The organism is Burkholderia sp. FW306-1C-G01B (genome assembly GCF_058781685.1).
This window is the reverse complement of sequence record NZ_JBYSWZ010000001.1, coordinates 77,511-94,765: the sequence shown is the minus strand read 5'-3', so window position 1 is coordinate 94,765 and position 17,255 is coordinate 77,511. Positions and strand designations below refer to the sequence as shown.

The 17,255-nt window shown below is 65.5% G+C and carries 18 protein-coding genes; 12 read left to right on the top strand and 6 right to left on the bottom strand.

Going from position 1 to position 17,255, the window contains the following annotated elements:
• The first annotated feature begins 7 nt into the window (after positions 1-7).
• From tssA to tssJ, 4 genes are read left to right on the top strand one after another with little or no spacing between them, the layout of a single operon-like run.
• Positions 8-1,591 carry a type VI secretion system protein TssA gene (gene tssA, locus AC3WLY_RS00420; protein WP_492308450.1) on the top strand — a complete coding sequence of 528 codons (1,584 nt, stop codon included), beginning with the start codon at positions 8-10 and terminating at the stop codon, positions 1,589-1,591.
• 9 nt (positions 1,592-1,600) lie between these two features.
• Positions 1,601-3,415, top strand: coding sequence for a type VI secretion system baseplate subunit TssF (gene tssF / locus AC3WLY_RS00415; RefSeq protein WP_492308451.1), 1,815 nt, complete (start codon positions 1,601-1,603; stop codon positions 3,413-3,415).
• Positions 3,412-4,536 carry a type VI secretion system baseplate subunit TssG gene (gene tssG, locus AC3WLY_RS00410; RefSeq protein ID WP_492308452.1) on the top strand — a complete coding sequence of 375 codons (1,125 nt, stop codon included), beginning with the start codon at positions 3,412-3,414 and terminating at the stop codon, positions 4,534-4,536. The genes tssF and tssG overlap by 4 nt, the downstream gene beginning before the upstream one ends.
• Before the next feature lie 13 nt (positions 4,537-4,549).
• Positions 4,550-5,083 carry a type VI secretion system lipoprotein TssJ gene (gene tssJ, locus AC3WLY_RS00405; RefSeq protein ID WP_310131716.1) on the top strand — a complete coding sequence of 178 codons (534 nt, stop codon included), beginning with the start codon at positions 4,550-4,552 and terminating at the stop codon, positions 5,081-5,083.
• A 96-nt stretch (positions 5,084-5,179) separates the two neighbouring features.
• Here the strand turns inward: tssJ and catC are convergent, their stop codons facing one another.
• The 3 genes from catC to AC3WLY_RS00390 are packed head-to-tail and all read right to left on the bottom strand — an operon-like array spanning position 5,180 to position 7,582.
• Positions 5,180-5,470 carry a muconolactone Delta-isomerase gene (gene catC, locus AC3WLY_RS00400; protein WP_072439273.1) on the bottom strand — a complete coding sequence of 97 codons (291 nt, stop codon included), beginning with the start codon at positions 5,468-5,470 and terminating at the stop codon, positions 5,180-5,182.
• Positions 5,471-5,513: 43 nt separating this feature from the next.
• Positions 5,514-6,416: a catechol 1,2-dioxygenase gene (gene catA / locus AC3WLY_RS00395; protein ID WP_175958598.1), complete on the bottom strand. Its 903-nt coding sequence runs from the start codon at positions 6,414-6,416 to the stop codon at positions 5,514-5,516.
• Positions 6,417-6,448: 32 nt separating this feature from the next.
• Positions 6,449-7,582: a muconate/chloromuconate family cycloisomerase gene (locus tag AC3WLY_RS00390; protein WP_175958599.1), complete on the bottom strand. Its 1,134-nt coding sequence runs from the start codon at positions 7,580-7,582 to the stop codon at positions 6,449-6,451.
• A 91-nt stretch (positions 7,583-7,673) separates the two neighbouring features.
• Between AC3WLY_RS00390 and AC3WLY_RS00385 the strand changes: the two genes are divergently transcribed.
• The gene (locus AC3WLY_RS00385; protein ID WP_175958600.1) at positions 7,674-8,564 is read left to right on the top strand and encodes a LysR family transcriptional regulator; all 891 of its coding nucleotides are present in this window, start codon (positions 7,674-7,676) and stop codon (positions 8,562-8,564) included.
• A 144-nt stretch (positions 8,565-8,708) separates the two neighbouring features.
• Here the strand turns inward: AC3WLY_RS00385 and andR are convergent, their stop codons facing one another.
• Positions 8,709-9,668, bottom strand: coding sequence for an anthranilate 1,2-dioxygenase regulatory protein AndR (gene andR, locus AC3WLY_RS00380; protein WP_310131727.1), 960 nt, complete (start codon positions 9,666-9,668; stop codon positions 8,709-8,711).
• Here andR and AC3WLY_RS00375 point away from each other — a divergent pair.
• The 6 genes from AC3WLY_RS00375 (at position 9,667) to AC3WLY_RS00350 (ending at position 14,574) form a co-directional block, all read left to right on the top strand.
• The gene (locus AC3WLY_RS00375) at positions 9,667-9,810 is read left to right on the top strand and encodes a hypothetical protein (protein ID WP_175958602.1); all 144 of its coding nucleotides are present in this window, start codon (positions 9,667-9,669) and stop codon (positions 9,808-9,810) included. The genes andR and AC3WLY_RS00375 overlap by 2 nt on opposite strands.
• A gap of 69 nt (positions 9,811-9,879) precedes the next feature.
• Positions 9,880-11,151 carry an anthranilate 1,2-dioxygenase large subunit AndAc gene (andAc, locus tag AC3WLY_RS00370; RefSeq protein WP_492308453.1) on the top strand — a complete coding sequence of 424 codons (1,272 nt, stop codon included), beginning with the start codon at positions 9,880-9,882 and terminating at the stop codon, positions 11,149-11,151.
• Positions 11,152-11,165: 14 nt separating this feature from the next.
• A complete protein-coding gene (gene andAd, locus AC3WLY_RS00365) occupies positions 11,166-11,642 on the top strand; it encodes an anthranilate 1,2-dioxygenase small subunit AndAd (RefSeq protein WP_175958604.1) in 477 nt (158 codons plus the stop codon).
• A 17-nt stretch (positions 11,643-11,659) separates the two neighbouring features.
• Positions 11,660-11,986, top strand: a complete 327-nt coding sequence (gene andAb, locus AC3WLY_RS00360; protein WP_034185113.1) for an anthranilate 1,2-dioxygenase ferredoxin subunit AndAb — start codon at positions 11,660-11,662, stop codon at positions 11,984-11,986.
• Entirely contained in the window at positions 11,976-13,196 is a 1,221-nt protein-coding gene (gene andAa / locus AC3WLY_RS00355) for an anthranilate 1,2-dioxygenase system ferredoxin--NAD(+) reductase (RefSeq protein ID WP_492308454.1), read from the top strand. The genes andAb and andAa overlap by 11 nt, the downstream gene beginning before the upstream one ends.
• Positions 13,197-13,287: 91 nt before the next feature.
• Entirely contained in the window at positions 13,288-14,574 is a 1,287-nt protein-coding gene (locus AC3WLY_RS00350) for a DUF445 domain-containing protein (protein ID WP_492308455.1), read from the top strand.
• A gap of 33 nt (positions 14,575-14,607) precedes the next feature.
• Here the strand turns inward: AC3WLY_RS00350 and AC3WLY_RS00345 are convergent, their stop codons facing one another.
• A complete protein-coding gene (locus AC3WLY_RS00345; protein WP_175958607.1) occupies positions 14,608-14,910 on the bottom strand; it encodes a HigA family addiction module antitoxin in 303 nt (100 codons plus the stop codon).
• A 12-nt stretch (positions 14,911-14,922) separates the two neighbouring features.
• Positions 14,923-15,201 carry a type II toxin-antitoxin system RelE/ParE family toxin gene (locus AC3WLY_RS00340; protein ID WP_175958608.1) on the bottom strand — a complete coding sequence of 93 codons (279 nt, stop codon included), beginning with the start codon at positions 15,199-15,201 and terminating at the stop codon, positions 14,923-14,925.
• Positions 15,202-15,589: 388 nt separating this feature from the next.
• Here AC3WLY_RS00340 and AC3WLY_RS00335 point away from each other — a divergent pair, with 388 nt between their 5' ends.
• Positions 15,590-17,230 (top strand): acetolactate synthase large subunit, encoded by a 1,641-nt coding sequence (locus AC3WLY_RS00335; protein ID WP_492308456.1) that lies wholly within the window; start codon positions 15,590-15,592, stop codon positions 17,228-17,230.
• Positions 17,231-17,255: the final 25 nt, after the last annotated feature.

Sequence of the window (17,255 nt, the reverse complement as noted above, 5' to 3'; positions counted from 1 at the left end):
ACCTGCCATGACGCTTGCCAATTTCGTAAAGACACTCGTCGGCGGTCCTCGCGTCGATTCGCTGCAGGCATCCCGACAGACCACTTGGGCGGCATGGCTGGTCCCGATGCCGGGCGAACACGCGTGCGGTCGCGATCCCGGCTATGAGGATGCGTTCTTCGAATTGAAGGACGAGGCGAACAAGCTGTCGGGAATCGACGACGGATTGATTTTCCGTACCTGCGAACAGTTGCTCAAGGAAACCGGGAAGGATCTGCGTCTGGTCGGCTACTACACGTTTGCGAGGTTGCGGCAGGACGGTCCGGCCGGTTTTGCCGACGGACTCGAACTGGCTGCTTCGCTAGTCGACCGGTTCGGCGAGGCCGTGCTGCCTGCGCGGGCCGAGGCGAAGCGGGCGGCGCTGGAAATGCTGGCGACTTCGCGCATGATCGAGACGCTGGACAGCCGTGGCGACATCGCGTCGACCGATCTCGAACGTGCGCTTGCTGCGCTCGACGTGCTCGTCGAACTAACGGGAAACTGGCCGGAAGCCGCGCGGCCGAATCTGCAGCCGCTGGTTGCCCGTTTCGAGCGCAAGGAGGAGCCAGCTTGGGGTGCGAATCCGGGCGCGGTCCCGCTGCAAAAGATCGCTTCGGTTTCCGCGTCGACCGGATCGATCGCATCGACGCGCGACCTGCTCGATCAGGCACGTTCGATGTCTGCGTGGCTTCGAGATCAGGAAAACGGCTACTTGCCGTCGGTACGTCTCGTGCGCAGCATTCGATGGGACACGTTGCACGACGTGCCGCCGTCGGATGCCGCATCGCATACGCGTCTGGCGCCGCCGCGCGCCGAGTTGCGCCAGCAGATGAAGCGCCTTGTGCTGCAGAAGCACTGGCACGAGTTGCTGGAGCGTGTCGAGGGTGCGTTCATGGAAGGCGTGAATCACCTGTGGTTCGACCTGCAGTACTTCCAGCACGTCGCGCTCGATCACGTCGGCACGCCGTACAGCGCGTGGCGCGAATTGCTGCGCGCCGACTTTGCGCTGTTTCTCGAGCGACTGCCGGGCATCGAACGACTGTCGTTCAGCGATGGCACGCCGTTCGCCGACGACACGACGCTCGAATGGATTGCCCGGCACGCGGTCGTGCGCGATCTGGAGGCGGGCGAGACGGTTGCGCCGTTGCCCGTCTCCGCCGATAGCGAAAGCGATGCCGTCGGCGACTGGCCGGAGATCGAAACTCAGGCCCGTGAACTGGCCGCACGCGAAGGCATCGAGACGGCCTTCGCATGGCTCGAAACGCTTCCTGGCATGAAGACCGATCGCCGTCGCTACTTGCAGCGGCTCGTGATGGCCCGTCTGGCCGACCATGCCGGCCGGCTCGATACATCGCTCGCGCTGCTGGCCGAACTCGATGCGTCCGCCCGGTCGCTGCCGTTGATGCGCTGGGAGCCGGCGCTGACGTTCGATGTCAAGCAGCAACTGGTGAAGGTACTGAAGGCGATGAGCAACCGGAAGGATGCCGACAAGCCGGCACTCGCGCGGCGCGTCGCCGAACTGCAGGCCGAGCTGACCGTACTCGATCCCGCCCGCGCATTGACCCTGTCGTAACGGATTACCATGGACCACAACGATCCCATCCTGCGCTACTACGAAGCCGAAATGCGCTATCTGCGCGAATCCGGCAAGGAATTCGCGAAGGCGCATCCCGACCGTGCGCGCCTGCTCAATCTCGACCGCGTCGGCGATCGCGATCCGTACGTCGAACGTCTGTTCGAAGGGTTTGCGTTTCTGACCGGCAGGCTTCGACAAAAACTCGACGACGAATTGCCCGAACTCACCGAGGGGCTTGTCAGCCTGTTGTGGCCGCACTATCTGCGGATGATCCCTTCGCTGTCGATCGTCGAACTGACGCCGTTCGCGGAGAAACTGCAGAAAACGGTAGTCGTGCCGGCCGGCGTGCCGGTGCGTTCCGCGCCGATCAACGTGCCTTCTCCGAGCGGCGCGGAAGGCGTGGCGCCGCGGACGGTGCAATGTCTGTATCGGACGACGCAGGCCGTTGCGCTGCAGCCGGTCTCGATCACGCATGCCGGGCCGGCCGTGCGTCACGATGGCCGCTCGGTGATCCGCCTCGGCTTCGCGTTGCAAGGATCGGCGCTGCGCAAGGAGACGGATCTGTCGCGGCTGCGGCTGCATCTGAACGCCGATCTGCCGACCGCGTTCGCGATGCATCTCGCGTTGACGCGCCAGGTCGACTCGATTCACTGGCGCGTTCCGGAAATACGTGATGGCGAATCCGTGCCGCTCCCGGGCGTCACGATCGAGCCGGCGGGTTTTTCGACGGAAGAGCGGCTGTGGCCCAAAGCCGATGCGGCGTTTTCCGGATATCAGCTGCTGCTCGAATACTTCACGTTCCGCGAAAAATTTCTGTTCGTCGATCTGTGCGGACTGGAGATCACGAAGTTGCCCGAAAAATCGACCCGCTTCGAATTGGAGATCGTTCTGAAGGAGGTCTATCCGCCGGATCAGCGGTTCAGCGCAGATAACGTGCGATTGTTCTGTTCGCCGGTGATCAACCTGTTCGAACTGGATGCCGAGCCGATCGAGATCGACCATCACGAAACGGAATATCGCGTCGTGCCGGCCGGTCATCAGGGCGAGCATGTCGAAACGTATTCGGTCGATGCGATCGCGACGTTCGACCACGATACGGCCGAGCGATACGAATACGTGCCGTTCGCGACGTTCCGGCACCGCGGCGGCATGCTGCGGCACGAGGCGCCGGAACGCTATTTCCACACACGCGTGCGCTCTGGCGTATCGGGGCTGCACGAAATGTGGGTGATTCTCGGCGGCCACGCGTGGGAAACGATGGATACGCTGCCGGAGGAAAGCCTGTCGCTGCGCGTGACGGGCACGAACGGGTTGCTGCCGCGCAAGGGACTGCGCGAGGCGAGCCTCGATGAGTTGGCGGCCAGCACGCCGAACGTCGCGTGCGTGCGCAATCTCGTGTCGCCGACGCTGCCGCTGTATCCGCCGACGGAGGATCGCTTCCAGTGGCGCGTGCTGTCGCATCTGGCGCCGAATTTCCTGTCGATGATGAACGCGGAAGTGTTGCGCGGCGCATTGGCGCTGTACGACTGGACGAACGAAGAACTGAACCGGCGGCGGCTCGCCGGCATCCTGCATGTGTCGCAGCAAATGATCGAGGAGGTGTCGGGCGGCGCGGTCGAGCGCGGCGTGCTGATCGAGGTCACGCTCGATTCGCATGCGTTCTCCGGCGAAGGCGACGTGATGCTGTTCGGCGAGTTGCTGCACCGGTTCTTCGGCGCGTATGCGGAGATCAATCTGTTCACGAAGCTGGCGATCGTCAGCCTGCCGTCCCGATCCCGGACGGAATGGCCGCGCAGCAAGGCACAGCGGGCACCGCTATGACGGCTTCGATCGATCGGATGGCGGCCGAAGCTGCCGCGTCGAAGGGGCCGCCGACGGTTGCCGGGACGCTGTTCCGGCGGGCGCCGAAGATGACTTTCATGCAGTTCTGTCGTCTGCTGGAGGCATGTGCGCCCGAACGTCCCGGGTTCGGCATGTGCGATACGCCGGAACATGAGCCGGTGCGGTTCCGGCCGCGTCCGCGGTTGGGGTTTCCGGCGGGCGAGGTGGCCGCTGTCGAATTCGACGACGAGCACCCCGATGCGCCTCCGACCGTACGCACGACTTTCATGGGGCTATACGGCGTTGACGCGGCCATGCCGTCGCACATGATCGACGAGATCGTGCTGCGGGAGGAGGGGCACGAGGCGGTCGAGGCATTTCTCGATCCGTTCAATCACCGCGCGGCGACACTGCTGTATCGCGCATGGAAGAAGTATCGCTATCCGGAGCGTTTTCGGGCCGGCGGTGTCGACGATTATTCGCAGAGCCTGCTGTGTCTGGCGGGATTCGGATGGGGCGACAAGCCGTTGCGGGCGGGCTTGCCGAATTCCCGGATGCTTGCGTTGCTGGGTTTGCTGATCCAGCGCACGCGTACATCGGAAGGGCTGGCCGGGGTGGTGGCGCTCGCGGCGCCCGGGGTCGATGTTCGCGTCGACGAGTTCTGGGCGGTGACGACGAGTACCGGGCGACCGACGTCGTTGACGTCGGCGGAGCCGGATGCGGACGTGCTGGCGGAAGGGAGGCGCAGCGGGCTCGGCGGCGGCTACGTGCTCGGCAGGCGCCTCACGTATCGCAGCCGAGCGGTGCGCATGACATTGCGGCCGGTCGACGAGCGGCAGGCTCAGGACCTGTTGCCCGGTGCGCGGCTGCATCGGGAGGTGATGGCATTCATCCAGCTGTATGTCGGCGTCAAGGCCGATGTGCATTTGCGGATGGAAGTGTCGTCGCGGTTCGTTCCGCACCCGACCGTCGGCGTCGAACGTGCCGACCCGGCGCCGCGTCTCGGCTGGACGACGGTGCTGCCGTCAGTCGATGAACGCGTGATTCGCATCGCGCTTGGCGTGTACGAGGCGTTTCCCGTACCGCAACCCAACCCGCACCTCGTGCCGCACACGATCTGATTTTGGAGGTTCCATGTTCCATCGAATGAGTGCGGTTACCGCTGCCGCCGTATTGCTGCTGTCAGGTTGCGGTGCCTGGCAGTCCGTGTCGGACGCGTCATCGAATGCGTATCGCGCCGTATTTTTCAAGCAGGTGAAGGTGCTTGACGTCGATCTGTCTGCGCGCGCCGCACTGAACCCGGACGACGCGGGGCGGCCTACATCGGTGGCCATTCGCGTCTACCAACTGAAGGACCGCAAGTTGTTCGATACAGCATCGTATGACGATCTGTTGAAGCACGACCGGACGGTGCTCGCCCAGGATCTGCAGGCAGATATGTCGACGGTCGTGAGCCCCGGGGCATCGGCAAGCCTGTCTCAGCCGATGAAGGCCGATACGCGATACGTTGCAGTCGTCGCGTTCTATCGCGCTCCGGGAAACAGGGATGGTTGGAAACGCATCGTCGAGAAGAAGAAGCTCGACGCCGACAAGCCGCTCAAGCTCGAATTGTCGATGACCGAATTGGCGGGCGGTCGCGATTCCGGGGAGTACGGGACCAGCCGATAGCCGCCGGCGCTCTTCACAACGAGTTGAATCTGCGCGGCAAGCAACGAGCGGAACGAATTAGTGAAGGATGCCGTCGCCGACATCCTTCACGCTTGTTTACCGATCGTCTTCCCGAACCGAAGACGGATGCCGGCACAACGCCCGCACTTCCATCTCCATATACGGAAACAGCGGCAACTGGCTGAGCAGATCATGCAGTTGCTGCACGCTCTCGACATCGAAAATACTGACGTTCGCGTACCGCCCCGCGATTCGCCACAGATGCCGCCAGATCCCTTCGTTCATCAGCCGCTGGCACATCGCCTTTTCTTCCGCCTTCAGCGTCGCCGCCTTGACCGGATCCATGTCCGCCGGCAGACGGACCGTCATTTCCACATGAAACAGCATCCTGCACTCCTTGCGTTATCGATTCGTCGAACGGGAAGGCCGCTCAGGCCTGCGCGCGTGCCCGCTCGACTTCGCTCGCCGGCACGTCGGGCTTTTCCTTGAGCAACGAGAAATCGAAGTCGATCAGCGCGAACTGCCCGTCGACACCATACGGCTTGCCTTCCGCGCCTTCGGCCTGCTTGATCTTCGGGATCAGCCCTTCGCGGGTCGCGAATGCGAAGTCGTCCCAGATGTGCGGATCGCCTTCGATGTTGATCTGCGTCGTCAGCTTACGATAACCGTCCGCCGAAACGAAGAAGTGAATGTGCGCCGGACGATGGCCGTGGCGGCCGAGCTGGTCGAGCAACTGCTCGGTCTTGCCGCCCGGCGGGACGCTGTAGCCGACCGGCAGCACGCTGCGGAAGCTGTAGCGGCCCTCGGCATCGGTGCGGATCGAGCGGCGCAGGTTGAACGCGGGCTGCGATTGATCGAAGTACGAATAGTTGCCGAGATGGTTTGCATGCCACACCTCGACCAGCGCATTCGCGATCGGCGCGCCATCGGTGCCGAGCACCTGGCCGCGCATGATGAGCGTCTGGCCCGGGTCGGTGCCGTCGTCGAGGCGCGCATGGCCGACCGATTCCGGCGCACCGGCGACATACAGCGGCCCTTCGATCGTGCGCGGCGTGCCGCCCTGGATGCCGGCCTTTTCCTCGGCCTCGTCCATCCGCACATCGAGGAAGCGCTCGAGGCCGAGGCCTGCGGCGATCAGACCGAATTCGCGGCCCGCTTCGTTCAGGTAGTTGAGGGCCGTCCAGAACTCGCTCGGCTGCACGTCGAAGTCCTCGATCGTGTAGCAGATGTCCTTCACGATCCGGTTGACGATCGCGCGCACGCGCGGGTTGCCGGGCTTCTCGGCGGCGTCGTCGAAGGTCTTCAGCAGGGCGTCGATGGCTTGCTTGTTCATCTGTGTCTCCGGTTTCGGTTGTCGTGTGGGGATCAGCGGGCGTCGCGTCGCATCCGTTCGATACGGGCCCAGTCGAAGGTGATGCCGAGGCCGGGCGTCGCCGGCAGGTGCAGCTTGAAATCCTGGTAGCGCAGCGGCTCGACGAGGATTTCCTCGGTGAGCAGCAGCGGGCCGAACAGCTCGGTGCCCCATTTCAGCGAGTCGAACGTGCTGAACAGTTGCGCGGACGCCATCGTGCCGGCCGCGCCCTCGAGCATCGTGCCGCCGTACAGTTCGATGCCGGCGGCCGCCGCGATCGACGCGACGCTCGCCGCGCCCTGCAGGCCGCCCGATTGCGCGATCTTCACCGCGAACACGTCGGCCGCGCGATCCTGCGCGAGCGCGAACGCATCGACGGGGCCGTGCAGCGCCTCGTCGGCCATGATCGGAACCTGTGCGAGCTGCGTGAGGCGTTTCAGCCCCGCGCGGTTGGTCGCGGCGATCGGCTGCTCGACCAGGCTCACGCCGGCTTCCGCAAACCGCGCGCCGGCCCGGATCGCGTCGGTTTCGCTCCACGCCTGGTTCACGTCGACCCGCACGTCGCCGCGCTCGCCGAGCGCGCGCTTGATCGCGACCACGTGCGCGACGTCGTCATCGACCGCGTTCGAGCCGATCTTCAGCTTGAATGCGCGATGGCGGCGCGCTTCGAGCATTGCTTCGGCTTCCGCGATGTCGCGCTGCGTGTCGCCGCTCGCGAGCGTCCATGCGACGTCCACCGCATCGGTCCTGCGGCCGCCGAACAGTTCGGACAGCGGCACGCCGAGACGCTGCGCCTGTGCGTCGAACAGCGCGGTTTCGATCGCGCACTTCGCGAAGCGGTTGCCCTGGAACAGCTTGCGCGCGCGTGCCATCGCGGCGCCCGGGCGCGTCGCGTCCATGCCCTGCAGCAGCGGCGCGAAGTAGGTGTCGATGTTGACCTTGATGCTTTCGGGGCTCTCCTCGCCGTACGCGAGGCCGCCGATGGTCGTCGCCTCGCCGACGCCTTCGATACCGTCCGTGCATCGAACTCGGACCAGTACGAGGGTCTGGCAATTCATCGTGGCGACCGACAATTTGTGGGGCCGGATCGTCGGCACGTCGACGAGCAGCGTCTCGATGCGTTCGATGGTGGCGGCAGTTGCTATCATGCGATTCCTCCTGTTGGTGCACATGGTAGGAATGCCCGCCCCGCGTCGTCCAACACTCTTTCCGACTACTTCCATACCTTTGAGGCATGAAATGGAATTGCGTCAGCTCCGCTACTTCATCGCCGTCGCCGAGGAAATGAACATCACGCGGGCTGCCGAGCGGCTGCACATGACGCAGCCGCCGCTGAGCCGCCAGCTTCAGGCGATCGAGGACGAGATCGGGCTGCCGCTGTTCGAGCGCGGCGCGCGGCCGCTGAAGCTGACGGACGCCGGGCGCGTGTTCTATACGCAGGCGAAGCGCCTCGTCGACCAGGCCGACGAGCTCGGGCCGTTGACGCGGCGGCTCGCGCAACTGTCCGAGCGGATCGTGATCGGCTTCGTGCCGTCGACGCTGTACGGCGCGCTGCCGGACGTGATCCGCGCATTTCGCGAGGCGCAGCCGGACGTCGAACTGTCGCTGATCGAAATGTTCACGCTCGAACAGCTCGGCGCGCTGAAGGGCGGGCGGATCGACGTCGGGTTCGGCCGTCTGCGTTTCGACGACGACCAGCTCGTGCGCGAGGCGCTGATCGAGGAAAAGCTGATCGCGGCGCTGCCGGCCGGGCATCCGCTTGCCGATCCCGACCGGCCGCTCGCGCTCGCTGATATCGCGAACGAGACGCTGATCGTCTATCCGAGTACGCCGCGCCCGAGCTTCGCCGATCAGCAGTTATCCGCATTGCGCGACGGCGGGCTGGTGCCGGCGGCCGTCCATGAAGTGCGCGAATTGCAGACGGCGCTCGGGCTCGTCGCCGCGCAGGTCGGCGTGTCGCTGGTGCCGGAGAGCGTGGAGGGCGTGCGCGTGAGGGGCGTCGTCTACCGGCGGCTGCCGGAACCGGCGGCGACGTCGCCGATCATCATGAGCCGCCGGCTGCACGGCGAAAGCGCGGCGACGGCCGCGTTCTGCGCGATCGCGCGGGAGATGTTCGCGCCGGCGGGGTAACGGTCGTCGCCGGTTTTATAAACCGCAACTAACGGTCTGTTTCGGCGTGCGCAGGCAAATGCGGAGAGGGCATCGCGGTGTCGCGCCGTCCCGTGTGAAGCCGTTGCCGGTTGCAAGCTGCCGGGTGCGGCGGCGGATACGTCGTCACCGCTTCCCGTCGAGCGTCTCCGACGGCGATTCTCCGAACTTCTCCCGGTACGCGATCGCGAACCGCCCGAGGTGGGTAAACCCGCAATCGAGCGCGACATCGGCAATCCGCCGGCCGGACGCCGCACCGCGCAGCAGCTCGCGCGCATGGCCGAGCCGCGTCGCGCGCAGGTATTGCATCGGGCTCATCCCGCGGAACTGCAGGAACGCGTCGCGCAGCGTCCGTTCCGGCACGTTGGCGGCGCGGACGATATCGGCGAGCTGCAGCGGCTGCGCGTAATGCGCGTTCACGAACTCCTGCGCGCGCCGCACGAAGCCCGGCGCCGGATCGCGGTGCGAAGCGTGCAGCACGGACGGCGGGTGGCCTTCGATCAGCAGGTCGATCAGCAGGTGCTCGAGCTGCGACGCGACGCGCGGGTTCGCGTTCGCGCGTTCGAGCAGTTCGGGCGAACGCGCGACGAGCATCAGTTGCTGGCGCCACGCGGCGAGCGCGGCGTCGCTGATGTGCAGCACGGGGTCGAGCAGTGCGCGCGGGTCGCCGGTCAGCGAGCCGACGGTCGCCGCGTCGATGCGCAGCACGAACTGCTCGCAATCGGCGGACAGCACCGCGTCGAAGCGTTCGCCGGGCGCGCACAGTACGCCGGTCTGGCCGTCGACGCCGAGCTGCCGCCCCATCGCGCGCACCTCGGCCTGGCCGGACAGGCAGAACATCAGCAGGTAATAGCCGTCGACCGCGTCCACCTGCACGCGCATCGCGTCGCCGAACGCGATCGTGCCGATCCCGAGCCCGCCGAGCTTGACGAAATCCATATGCGACGCGCCGTGCACGCGGCCGTTCGGCAGCAGCGCGTGCGGCTGCATCACGCGCGAGATCCGCTCGCGCGTCTCGTCGAGATCGCGGGATTCGAACAGCCGGTGCGCGCGCAGCGCGAGCGGCTCGAACGACGTTGGGGACATGGGCATCAGCCTGATTGTGGACGGCGCGCTTCGATCCGACGAATGGGTCTCGATCAAGTGCCGCATCGTGTGTGCCGCCATGCTAGCTCAGAAATCCGCCGAAAGTGGATATTGCATCGCCGCAATCGCACTTTCCGGATAGACGGCGAATATTAGCTTTTCAAAAATGGGCTCCATCTTGTTAATGAAACGGAACGACCAGGAGTCCGACATGGAGCAGACAGAATCGCCCGTCGTGTTCGCCGCGCGCGACGACGCATCCGACGTGAGCTTTCCGCGCGACGACGGCTCGCGCGTGCCGTACAAGGTGTTCAGCTCGCGTGCCGTCTACGACCGCGAGCAGGAACGCATCTTCCGCGGGCCGACGTGGAACTTCGTCGCGCTGGAGGCGGAAATCCCGAACCCAGGCGACTTCAAGAGCACGTTCGTCGGCGACACGCCGGTGGTCGTCACGCGCGCCGAGGACGGCACGCTCGCCGCATGGGTGAACCGCTGCGCGCACCGCGGCGCACAGGTGTGCCGTAAGTCGCGCGGCAACGCGAGCTCGCACACGTGCGTGTATCACCAGTGGAGCTTCGACAACACGGGCAACCTGCTCGGCGTGCCGTTCCGGCGCGGCCAGAAGGGGATGACCGGGATGCCGGCGGATTTCGATCCGAAGCAGCACGGGCTGCGCAAGCTGCGCGTCGACAGCTATCGCGGGCTGGTGTTCGCGACCTTCAGCGATGACGTGATGCCGCTATCCGACTACCTCGGCGAGCAGATGCGCCCGTGGATCGACCGGATCTTCCACAAGCCGATCGAGTATCTCGGCTGCACGCGCCAGTATTCGAAGTCGAACTGGAAGCTGTACATGGAGAACGTGAAGGACCCGTATCACGCGAGCATGCTGCATCTGTTCCATACGACCTTCAACATCTTCCGCGTCGGGATGAAGGCGCGTTCGATTCCGGACGCGAACCACGGGCTGCACAGCATCATCACGGTGACGAAGACGAACGACGACACGTCGGCCGCGTACAAGCAGCAGAACATCCGTTCGTTCGACGAAGGGTTCCACCTCGAAGACGAATCGATCCTCGATCTCGTATCGGAATACGACGAGGACTGCACGAACCATATCCAGCCGATCTTCCCGCAGCTCGTGATCCAGCAGATCCACAACACGCTGGTCGCGCGACAGATCCTGCCGAAGGGCCCCGACAACTTCGAGCTGATCTTCCATTTCTTCGGCTATGCGGACGACACGCCCGAGCTGCGCGCGCTGCGCATCAAGCAGGCGAACCTCGTCGGGCCGGCCGGCTATATCTCGATGGAGGACACGGAGGCGACCGAGCTCGTGCAGCGCGGCACGGTGCGCGACGGCGATGCGACGTCGGTGATCGAGATGTCGCGCGGCAATCCGGACCAGCAGGACACGGTGATCACCGAAAGCCTGATCCGCAAGTTCTGGGTCGGCTACCAGAAGCTGATGGGCTATTGAAGCGGGAGCGAGAAATGACGGAAGACATGAAGACGTGGTTCGAGATTTACATGCTCCAGAACCGCTACATCGGGCACCTCGACAACGACCGGCTCGAACACTGGCCGGACATGTTCACCGAGGACTGCACGTACGAAATCGTGCCGAAGGAGAACGCCGATCTCGGGCTGCCGGTCGGGATCGTCCACTGCACGAACCAGCGGATGCTGCGCGACCGCGTGGTGTCGCTGCGGCACGCGAACATCTTTGAAGAGCACACGTACCGGCACATGACGTCGGGCCTGACGATCGTCGCCGAACGCGACGGCGAGATCGACACCGAGAGCAACTACGTCGTCGTGCAGACGCGCAGCAATGGCGAGTCGAACGTGTACCAGGCCGGCAAGTACTACGACACGGTCGTGCGCACGCCCGACGGGCTGCGCTACAAGACCAAGCGCGTGATCTACGACACGTCGCGCGTGCAGACGCTGCTCGCAACCCCGATCTGACGAAGCAAGGAACCGACATGACCGAAGCAACGCTCGCCGAGTGGCATCCGCTCGGCGCTTTCGACGAATTCTCCGAAGACGAGCCGGCAGCGCGTGTCGCCGGCCAGAAGCCGATCGCCGTGTTCCGGATCGGCGACGAACTGTTCGCGATGCACGACCTCTGCACGCACGGCCATGCGCGGCTGTCCGAAGGTTATGTGGAGGACGGTTGCGTCGAATGCCCGCTGCACCAGGGGCTGATCGACATCCGCACCGGTGCGCCGAAATGCGCGCCGATCACCGAGCCGGTGCGGACCTATCCGCTCCGGATCGTCGACGGGCAGGTGGAAGTCAATGTCGGCTGATCCGTTCGTGATCGTCGGCGCGGGCCACGCGGCCCGGCGCACGGCCGAAGCGCTGCGCGAACGCGATACCGCCGCGCGCATCGTGATGATCGGCGCGGAGCACGAGCTGCCGTACGACCGGCCTGCGCTGTCGAAGGATGCGCTGATGAGCGACGGCGGCGAGCAGCGCGCGTTCGTGCGCAACGCGGCGTGGTACGACACGCAGCGTATCGAGCTGCGGCTCGGCACGCGCGTCGATGCGATCGAGCGCGACGCGCAGCGCGTGCGGCTTGACGACGGCACGACGCTGCCGTACGCGCGGCTCGTGCTCGCGACGGGTTCGCGGGTGCGCACGTTCGGCGGCGCGATCGACGCAGGCGTCGCGCCGCATTACGTCCGCACCGTTGACGATGCGCGTGCGTTGCGCGCGCAACTTGCGCCGGGCCGCCGCGTCGCGGTGCTCGGCGGCGGCTTCATCGGCCTCGAGGTCGCGGCCGCGGCACGCCAGCTCGGTTGCGACGTGACAGTGATCGATCCGGCTCCCCGATTGCTGCAGCGTGCGCTGCCGGAAGTCGTCGGTGCGTATGCGCGTCAGTTGCACGACGCGCGCGGCGTCGTGTTTCAGATGGCGACGCTGCCGCGTGCGGTTCGCCGTGCGCCGTCCGGCGGTGCGATCGTCGAGACCGATCGCGGCGACGTGCAGGCCGATATCGTCGTGGTCGGCATCGGCGTGGTGCCCAATGTCGAGCTCGCACAGGCGGCCGGGCTCGACGTCGACAACGGGATACGCGTCGACGCGGGCTGCCGCACCGCCGATCCCGCGATTTTCGCGACGGGCGAGGTGACGATGCACTTCAATCCGCTGCTCGGGCGTCACGTGCGGATCGAATCGTGGCAGGTCGCCGAAAACCAGCCGGCCGTCGCGGCCGCGAACCTGCTCGGCGCCGACGAGACCTATGCCGAGCTGCCGTGGTTATGGTCCGATCAGTACGACTGCAATCTGCAGATGCTCGGGCTGTTCGGCAGCGAACGCACGACCGTCGTGCGCGGCGATCCGGCGAGCGGGCCGTTCACGGTGTTCGGGCTGGGCGACGACGGCAGAATCGTCGCGGTGGCCGCGGCGAACTTGGGGCGCGACATCGGCGCATCGCGCCGGCTGATCGCGGCGGGGGCGGTGCCCGATCCGGTGAAACTCGCCGATCCGGCGGTGAACCTGAAGACGTTCCTGTAACGGCTGGGCGCGCGGGCCGGCTCGGCCCGCGCGTTTGTCGGTTGACGCGAAATCGGGGATATTAGCGGCATCGCCGAGCCGCCCGTTCTCCATGCCGCCAGACAAAGCCCTCGAACTGAAACGAAGCAAGCGCCGCGCGCTGTGGCTGCTGCTGGCCGCGGTTGCGGTGTTCGTCACGACGATCCTGCTGCCGCGCGGCCCGTGGGTGGACGGCGTCAAGGCCGTGGCCGAGGCTGCGATGGTCGGCGCGCTCGCCGACTGGTTTGCGGTCGTCGCGCTGTTCCGCCGCGTGCCGATCCCGTTCGTGTCGCGCCATACCGAGATCATCCCGAAGAACAAGGACAAGATCGCCGACAACCTCGCGGTGTTCGTGCGCGAGAAGTTCCTCGGCCCCGATGCGCTTGCCGCGCAGATCCGCCAGCACGATCCCGCGCAGAAACTCGGCGCGTGGCTCGGCGAGCCCGCGAACACCGACGCGCTCGGCGGTTATGTGACGAAACTGATGAGCTTCGCACTCGACATGACCGACGACGCGCGGATCCAGTCGTTCGTCCACGACGCGTTTCGCGCGGTGATCGACCGGGTCGACCTGTCGCAATCGGCCGGCGTGATCCTCGATACGCTGACGAAGGACGGCCGCCACCAGGCGCTGCTCGACGATGCGATCGAACAGGTGGTCGACGTGCTCGACAAGGAGGAGAACCGCGAGGTGATCGCGGGCTTCATCGTCGAATGGCTGAAGACGCAGTACCCGAAGGTCGAGAAGATCATGCCGACGCAGTGGTTCGGCGAAAACGGCGCGCGGATGCTCGCGAGCGCGGTGAGCCGCGTGCTGGAAGGCGTGGCGGCCGACCCCGAGCACGAGTTGCGGCAGCGCTTCGACCGGACGGTCGCGCGGCTGACCGAGCGGCTGAAGCATGATCCCGCGTTCATCGCGAAGGGCGAGGAGATCAAGCGCTACATCCGCGACGGCGATGCGTTCAACGAGTATGCGCGCGACTTGTGGGACCAGTTGCGCGCATGGCTGAAGGCCGATCTCGCACGCCCCGATTCGACGCTGCACCGGCAGGCCGCGACGCTCGGCGGCTGGCTCGGTGCGCGGCTCGCCGAGAGCCCGGCGCTGCGCGCGTCGCTGAACGAGCATATCGAGAAGGCCGTGCACGAGATGGCGCCGGATTTCGCCGATTTCCTGATGCGTCATATCCGCGACACGGTGCGCAACTGGGATGCGCGCGAGATGTCGCGGCAGATCGAGCTGAACATCGGCAAGGATCTGCAGTACATCCGCATTAACGGCACGCTGGTCGGCGGGCTGATCGGGCTCGGGTTGTATCTGGTGTCGCTGGTGCCGCGCTGGGCGGCCGGGTGGCTGCACTGACGCGGCCACGCCCGCGAACGGCGGCCGGTGTGCTTACGCGTGCGTGCGTTCGCGCGGTTCGACCTTGCGGTCGATCTCGCTGCGCGTTGGCAGCGTCTTGAGGTCGTAAGCGGCTTGCAGGTTCAGCCAGAATTCCGGCGACGTATCGAAGTAGCGCGCGAGCCGGTAAGCCGTATCGGCCGTGATTCCACGCCGTTCCTTGACGATTTCGTGCAGGCGCGTCGCCGGCACGTTTAACGCGAGCGCCAGCGCGTTGACGCTTATTTCCAGCGGGACGAGGAATTCTTCCCGCAGGATTTCACCCGGATGAATCGGGCGCATTCCGTTCTTGAGCATGCGAATCTCCAGTCAGTGATAGTCGACGATCTCGACGTTGGCGGGGCCGTCGTCGGTCCATTCGAAGCAGATCCGCCATTGGTCGTTGATGCGGATGCCGTGCTGGCCTTCCCGATCGCCATGCAGTGCTTCGAGCCGGTTGCCGGGAGGCGCCCGCAGATCGCGCAGTTCTTTCGCGGCGGCGACCATTTGCAGTTTGCGGGTAGCAACGGTTTCGATTGCGCGAAAGCGCCCGGGCGATTCTCCGGCGAACAGCGACTGCGTGACCTTGCATCGGAACGAGTGGATCATGACGGAAAGCGTATTACGTTAACCGTAATACGTCAATGGGAATGAAAAAGGGCGGTATGAACGGGCTCGACTGTCCCGAATATAGGGCTGCCTGCCTGTCGATGGGTCCGTTTGGCCGTTCGGCCAGCCCCTGCGGGCCGTCGAAGTCGAAATCTTCCGAATCCGTCTACAATCAAAAACGTCTTTTCCGCCCGTGCGCGCCCGCCGCGCGCGGGCGGGTCCGTTCGTCCTCCGGTACCCGGAGGTGCCGCCGCGCGCTGCATGTTGCGCGGCGGGAAGTGCCGTGGTCTGTGTCCAGTAGGTAAAGCGTCCGCGTGCCGTAGGCCGGCGCGCGTCATGTACGCCGCGTGTCCGTAGGCCGGGCAGGCGGCATAACCGAGAGTCCCCCATGAAAGCATCGGATCTGTTCGTGAAGGCGCTGGAAGCCGAAGGCGTCGAGTACGTGTTCGGCATTCCCGGCGAAGAGAACCTCGATCTGCTCGAATCGCTGCGGCGATCGAAGATCAAGCTCGTGCTGACCCGGCACGAGCAGGCGGCCGGCTTCATGGCCGCCACCTACGGCCGCCTGACGGGTCGCACCGGCGTGTGTCTCGCGACGCTCGGGCCCGGCGCGACGAACTTCGTGACGGCCGCCGCGTATGCGCAGCTCGGCGGGATGCCGATGCTGATGATCACCGGGCAGAAGCCGATCAAGTCCAGCAAGCAGGGCCACTTCCAGATCGTCGACGTGGTCGGCATGATGCAGCCGCTCACGAAGTTCACGCGGCAGATCGTGTCGATCGGCAACATCCCGTCGGCCGTGCGCGAGGCGTTCCGCCGCGCCGAGGAAGAGCGCCCGGGCGCCGCCCACCTCGAACTGCCGGAAGATATCGCGCACGAGGAGGGCGACGGCAAGCCGATCCCGCGCAGCTACAGCCGGCGGCCGGTGGCCGAGGAGAAGGCGGTCGCGCACGCGGTCGACGCGATCCAGGCCGCGCGCCATCCGCTGCTGATGATCGGCGCGGGCGGCAACCGCAAGACGACCTGCAAGATGCTGCTCGAGTTCGTCGACAAGACGGGCATCCCGTTTTTCACGACACAGATGGGCAAGGGCGTGATCGACGAGACGCATCCGCTGTGGCTCGGCAACGCGACGCTGTCCGACGGCGACTTCGTGCACCGCGCGATCGAGCAGGCTGACTGCATCATCAACGTCGGCCACGACGTGATCGAGAAGCCGCCGTTCTTCATGCGCGCGGACGACAAGACCGTGATCCACGTGAACTTCCTCGGTGCGCAGGTCGATCCCGTCTATTTCCCGCAGATCGAAGTGGTCGGCGACATCGCGAACGCGGTGTGGCAGATGAAGGAGACGCTCGCGCCGCAGCCGCACTGGGATTTCACGCGCTTCGCGATGATCAAGGAGCATTTCGACGCGCACCTGCAGAAGGGCCAGCATGACCCGCGCTTCCCGATGTACCCGGTGCGCATCGTCAACGACCTGTACAGCGCGCTGCCGGCCGACGGGATCGTCTGCCTCGACAACGGCATGTACAAGATCTGGTTCGCGCGCTACTGGCGCGCGCACGAGCCGAACTCGCTGTTGCTCGACAACGCGCTTGCGTCGATGGGCGCGGGCCTGCCGTCGGCGATCGCGACGAAGATCGTGCATCCGCAGCGCAAGGTGATCGCCGTGTGCGGCGACGGCGGCTTCATGATGAATTCGCAGGAGCTTGAAACGGCCGTGCGGCTGAAGCTCGACATCGTCGTGATGATCCTGCGCGACGACGCATTCGGGATGATCCGCTGGAAGCAGGAGAACATGAATTTCCCCGATTTCGCGATGACGCTGCAGAACCCCGATTTCGTATCGTATGCGCAAAGCTACGGCGCGCACGGGCATCGCGTCGAATCGGCCGACGATCTCGAGCCGCTGCTGCGCGAGTGCTTCTCGTCGCCGGGCGTGCACGTGATCGACGTGCCGATCGACTACTCGGACAACGAGCGCGTGCTGAACCGCGAGATCAAGCGGCTGTCGGCGCAACTCTGAATTCCCCGTCCACAGGAAGGAGTCG

Coding starts and splice junctions, on each gene's coding strand:
- tssA (WP_492308450.1), top strand. CDS start 8: ATGACGCTTGCCAATTTCGTAAAGACACTCGTCGGCGGTCCTCGCGTC.
- tssF (WP_492308451.1), top strand. CDS start 1,601: ATGGACCACAACGATCCCATCCTGCGCTACTACGAAGCCGAAATGCGC.
- tssG (WP_492308452.1), top strand. CDS start 3,412: ATGACGGCTTCGATCGATCGGATGGCGGCCGAAGCTGCCGCGTCGAAG.
- tssJ (WP_310131716.1), top strand. CDS start 4,550: ATGTTCCATCGAATGAGTGCGGTTACCGCTGCCGCCGTATTGCTGCTG.
- catC (WP_072439273.1), bottom strand. CDS start 5,470: ATGCTGTTTCATGTGGAAATGACGGTCCGTCTGCCGGCGGACATGGAT.
- catA (WP_175958598.1), bottom strand. CDS start 6,416: ATGAACAAGCAAGCCATCGACGCCCTGCTGAAGACCTTCGACGACGCC.
- AC3WLY_RS00390 (WP_175958599.1), bottom strand. CDS start 7,582: ATGATAGCAACTGCCGCCACCATCGAACGCATCGAGACGCTGCTCGTC.
- AC3WLY_RS00385 (WP_175958600.1), top strand. CDS start 7,674: ATGGAATTGCGTCAGCTCCGCTACTTCATCGCCGTCGCCGAGGAAATG.
- AC3WLY_RS00375 (WP_175958602.1), top strand. CDS start 9,667: ATGGGCATCAGCCTGATTGTGGACGGCGCGCTTCGATCCGACGAATGG.
- andR (WP_310131727.1), bottom strand. CDS start 9,668: ATGTCCCCAACGTCGTTCGAGCCGCTCGCGCTGCGCGCGCACCGGCTG.
- andAc (WP_492308453.1), top strand. CDS start 9,880: ATGGAGCAGACAGAATCGCCCGTCGTGTTCGCCGCGCGCGACGACGCA.
- andAd (WP_175958604.1), top strand. CDS start 11,166: ATGACGGAAGACATGAAGACGTGGTTCGAGATTTACATGCTCCAGAAC.
- andAb (WP_034185113.1), top strand. CDS start 11,660: ATGACCGAAGCAACGCTCGCCGAGTGGCATCCGCTCGGCGCTTTCGAC.
- andAa (WP_492308454.1), top strand. CDS start 11,976: ATGTCGGCTGATCCGTTCGTGATCGTCGGCGCGGGCCACGCGGCCCGG.
- AC3WLY_RS00350 (WP_492308455.1), top strand. CDS start 13,288: ATGCCGCCAGACAAAGCCCTCGAACTGAAACGAAGCAAGCGCCGCGCG.
- AC3WLY_RS00345 (WP_175958607.1), bottom strand. CDS start 14,910: ATGCTCAAGAACGGAATGCGCCCGATTCATCCGGGTGAAATCCTGCGG.
- AC3WLY_RS00340 (WP_175958608.1), bottom strand. CDS start 15,201: ATGATCCACTCGTTCCGATGCAAGGTCACGCAGTCGCTGTTCGCCGGA.
- AC3WLY_RS00335 (WP_492308456.1), top strand. CDS start 15,590: ATGAAAGCATCGGATCTGTTCGTGAAGGCGCTGGAAGCCGAAGGCGTC.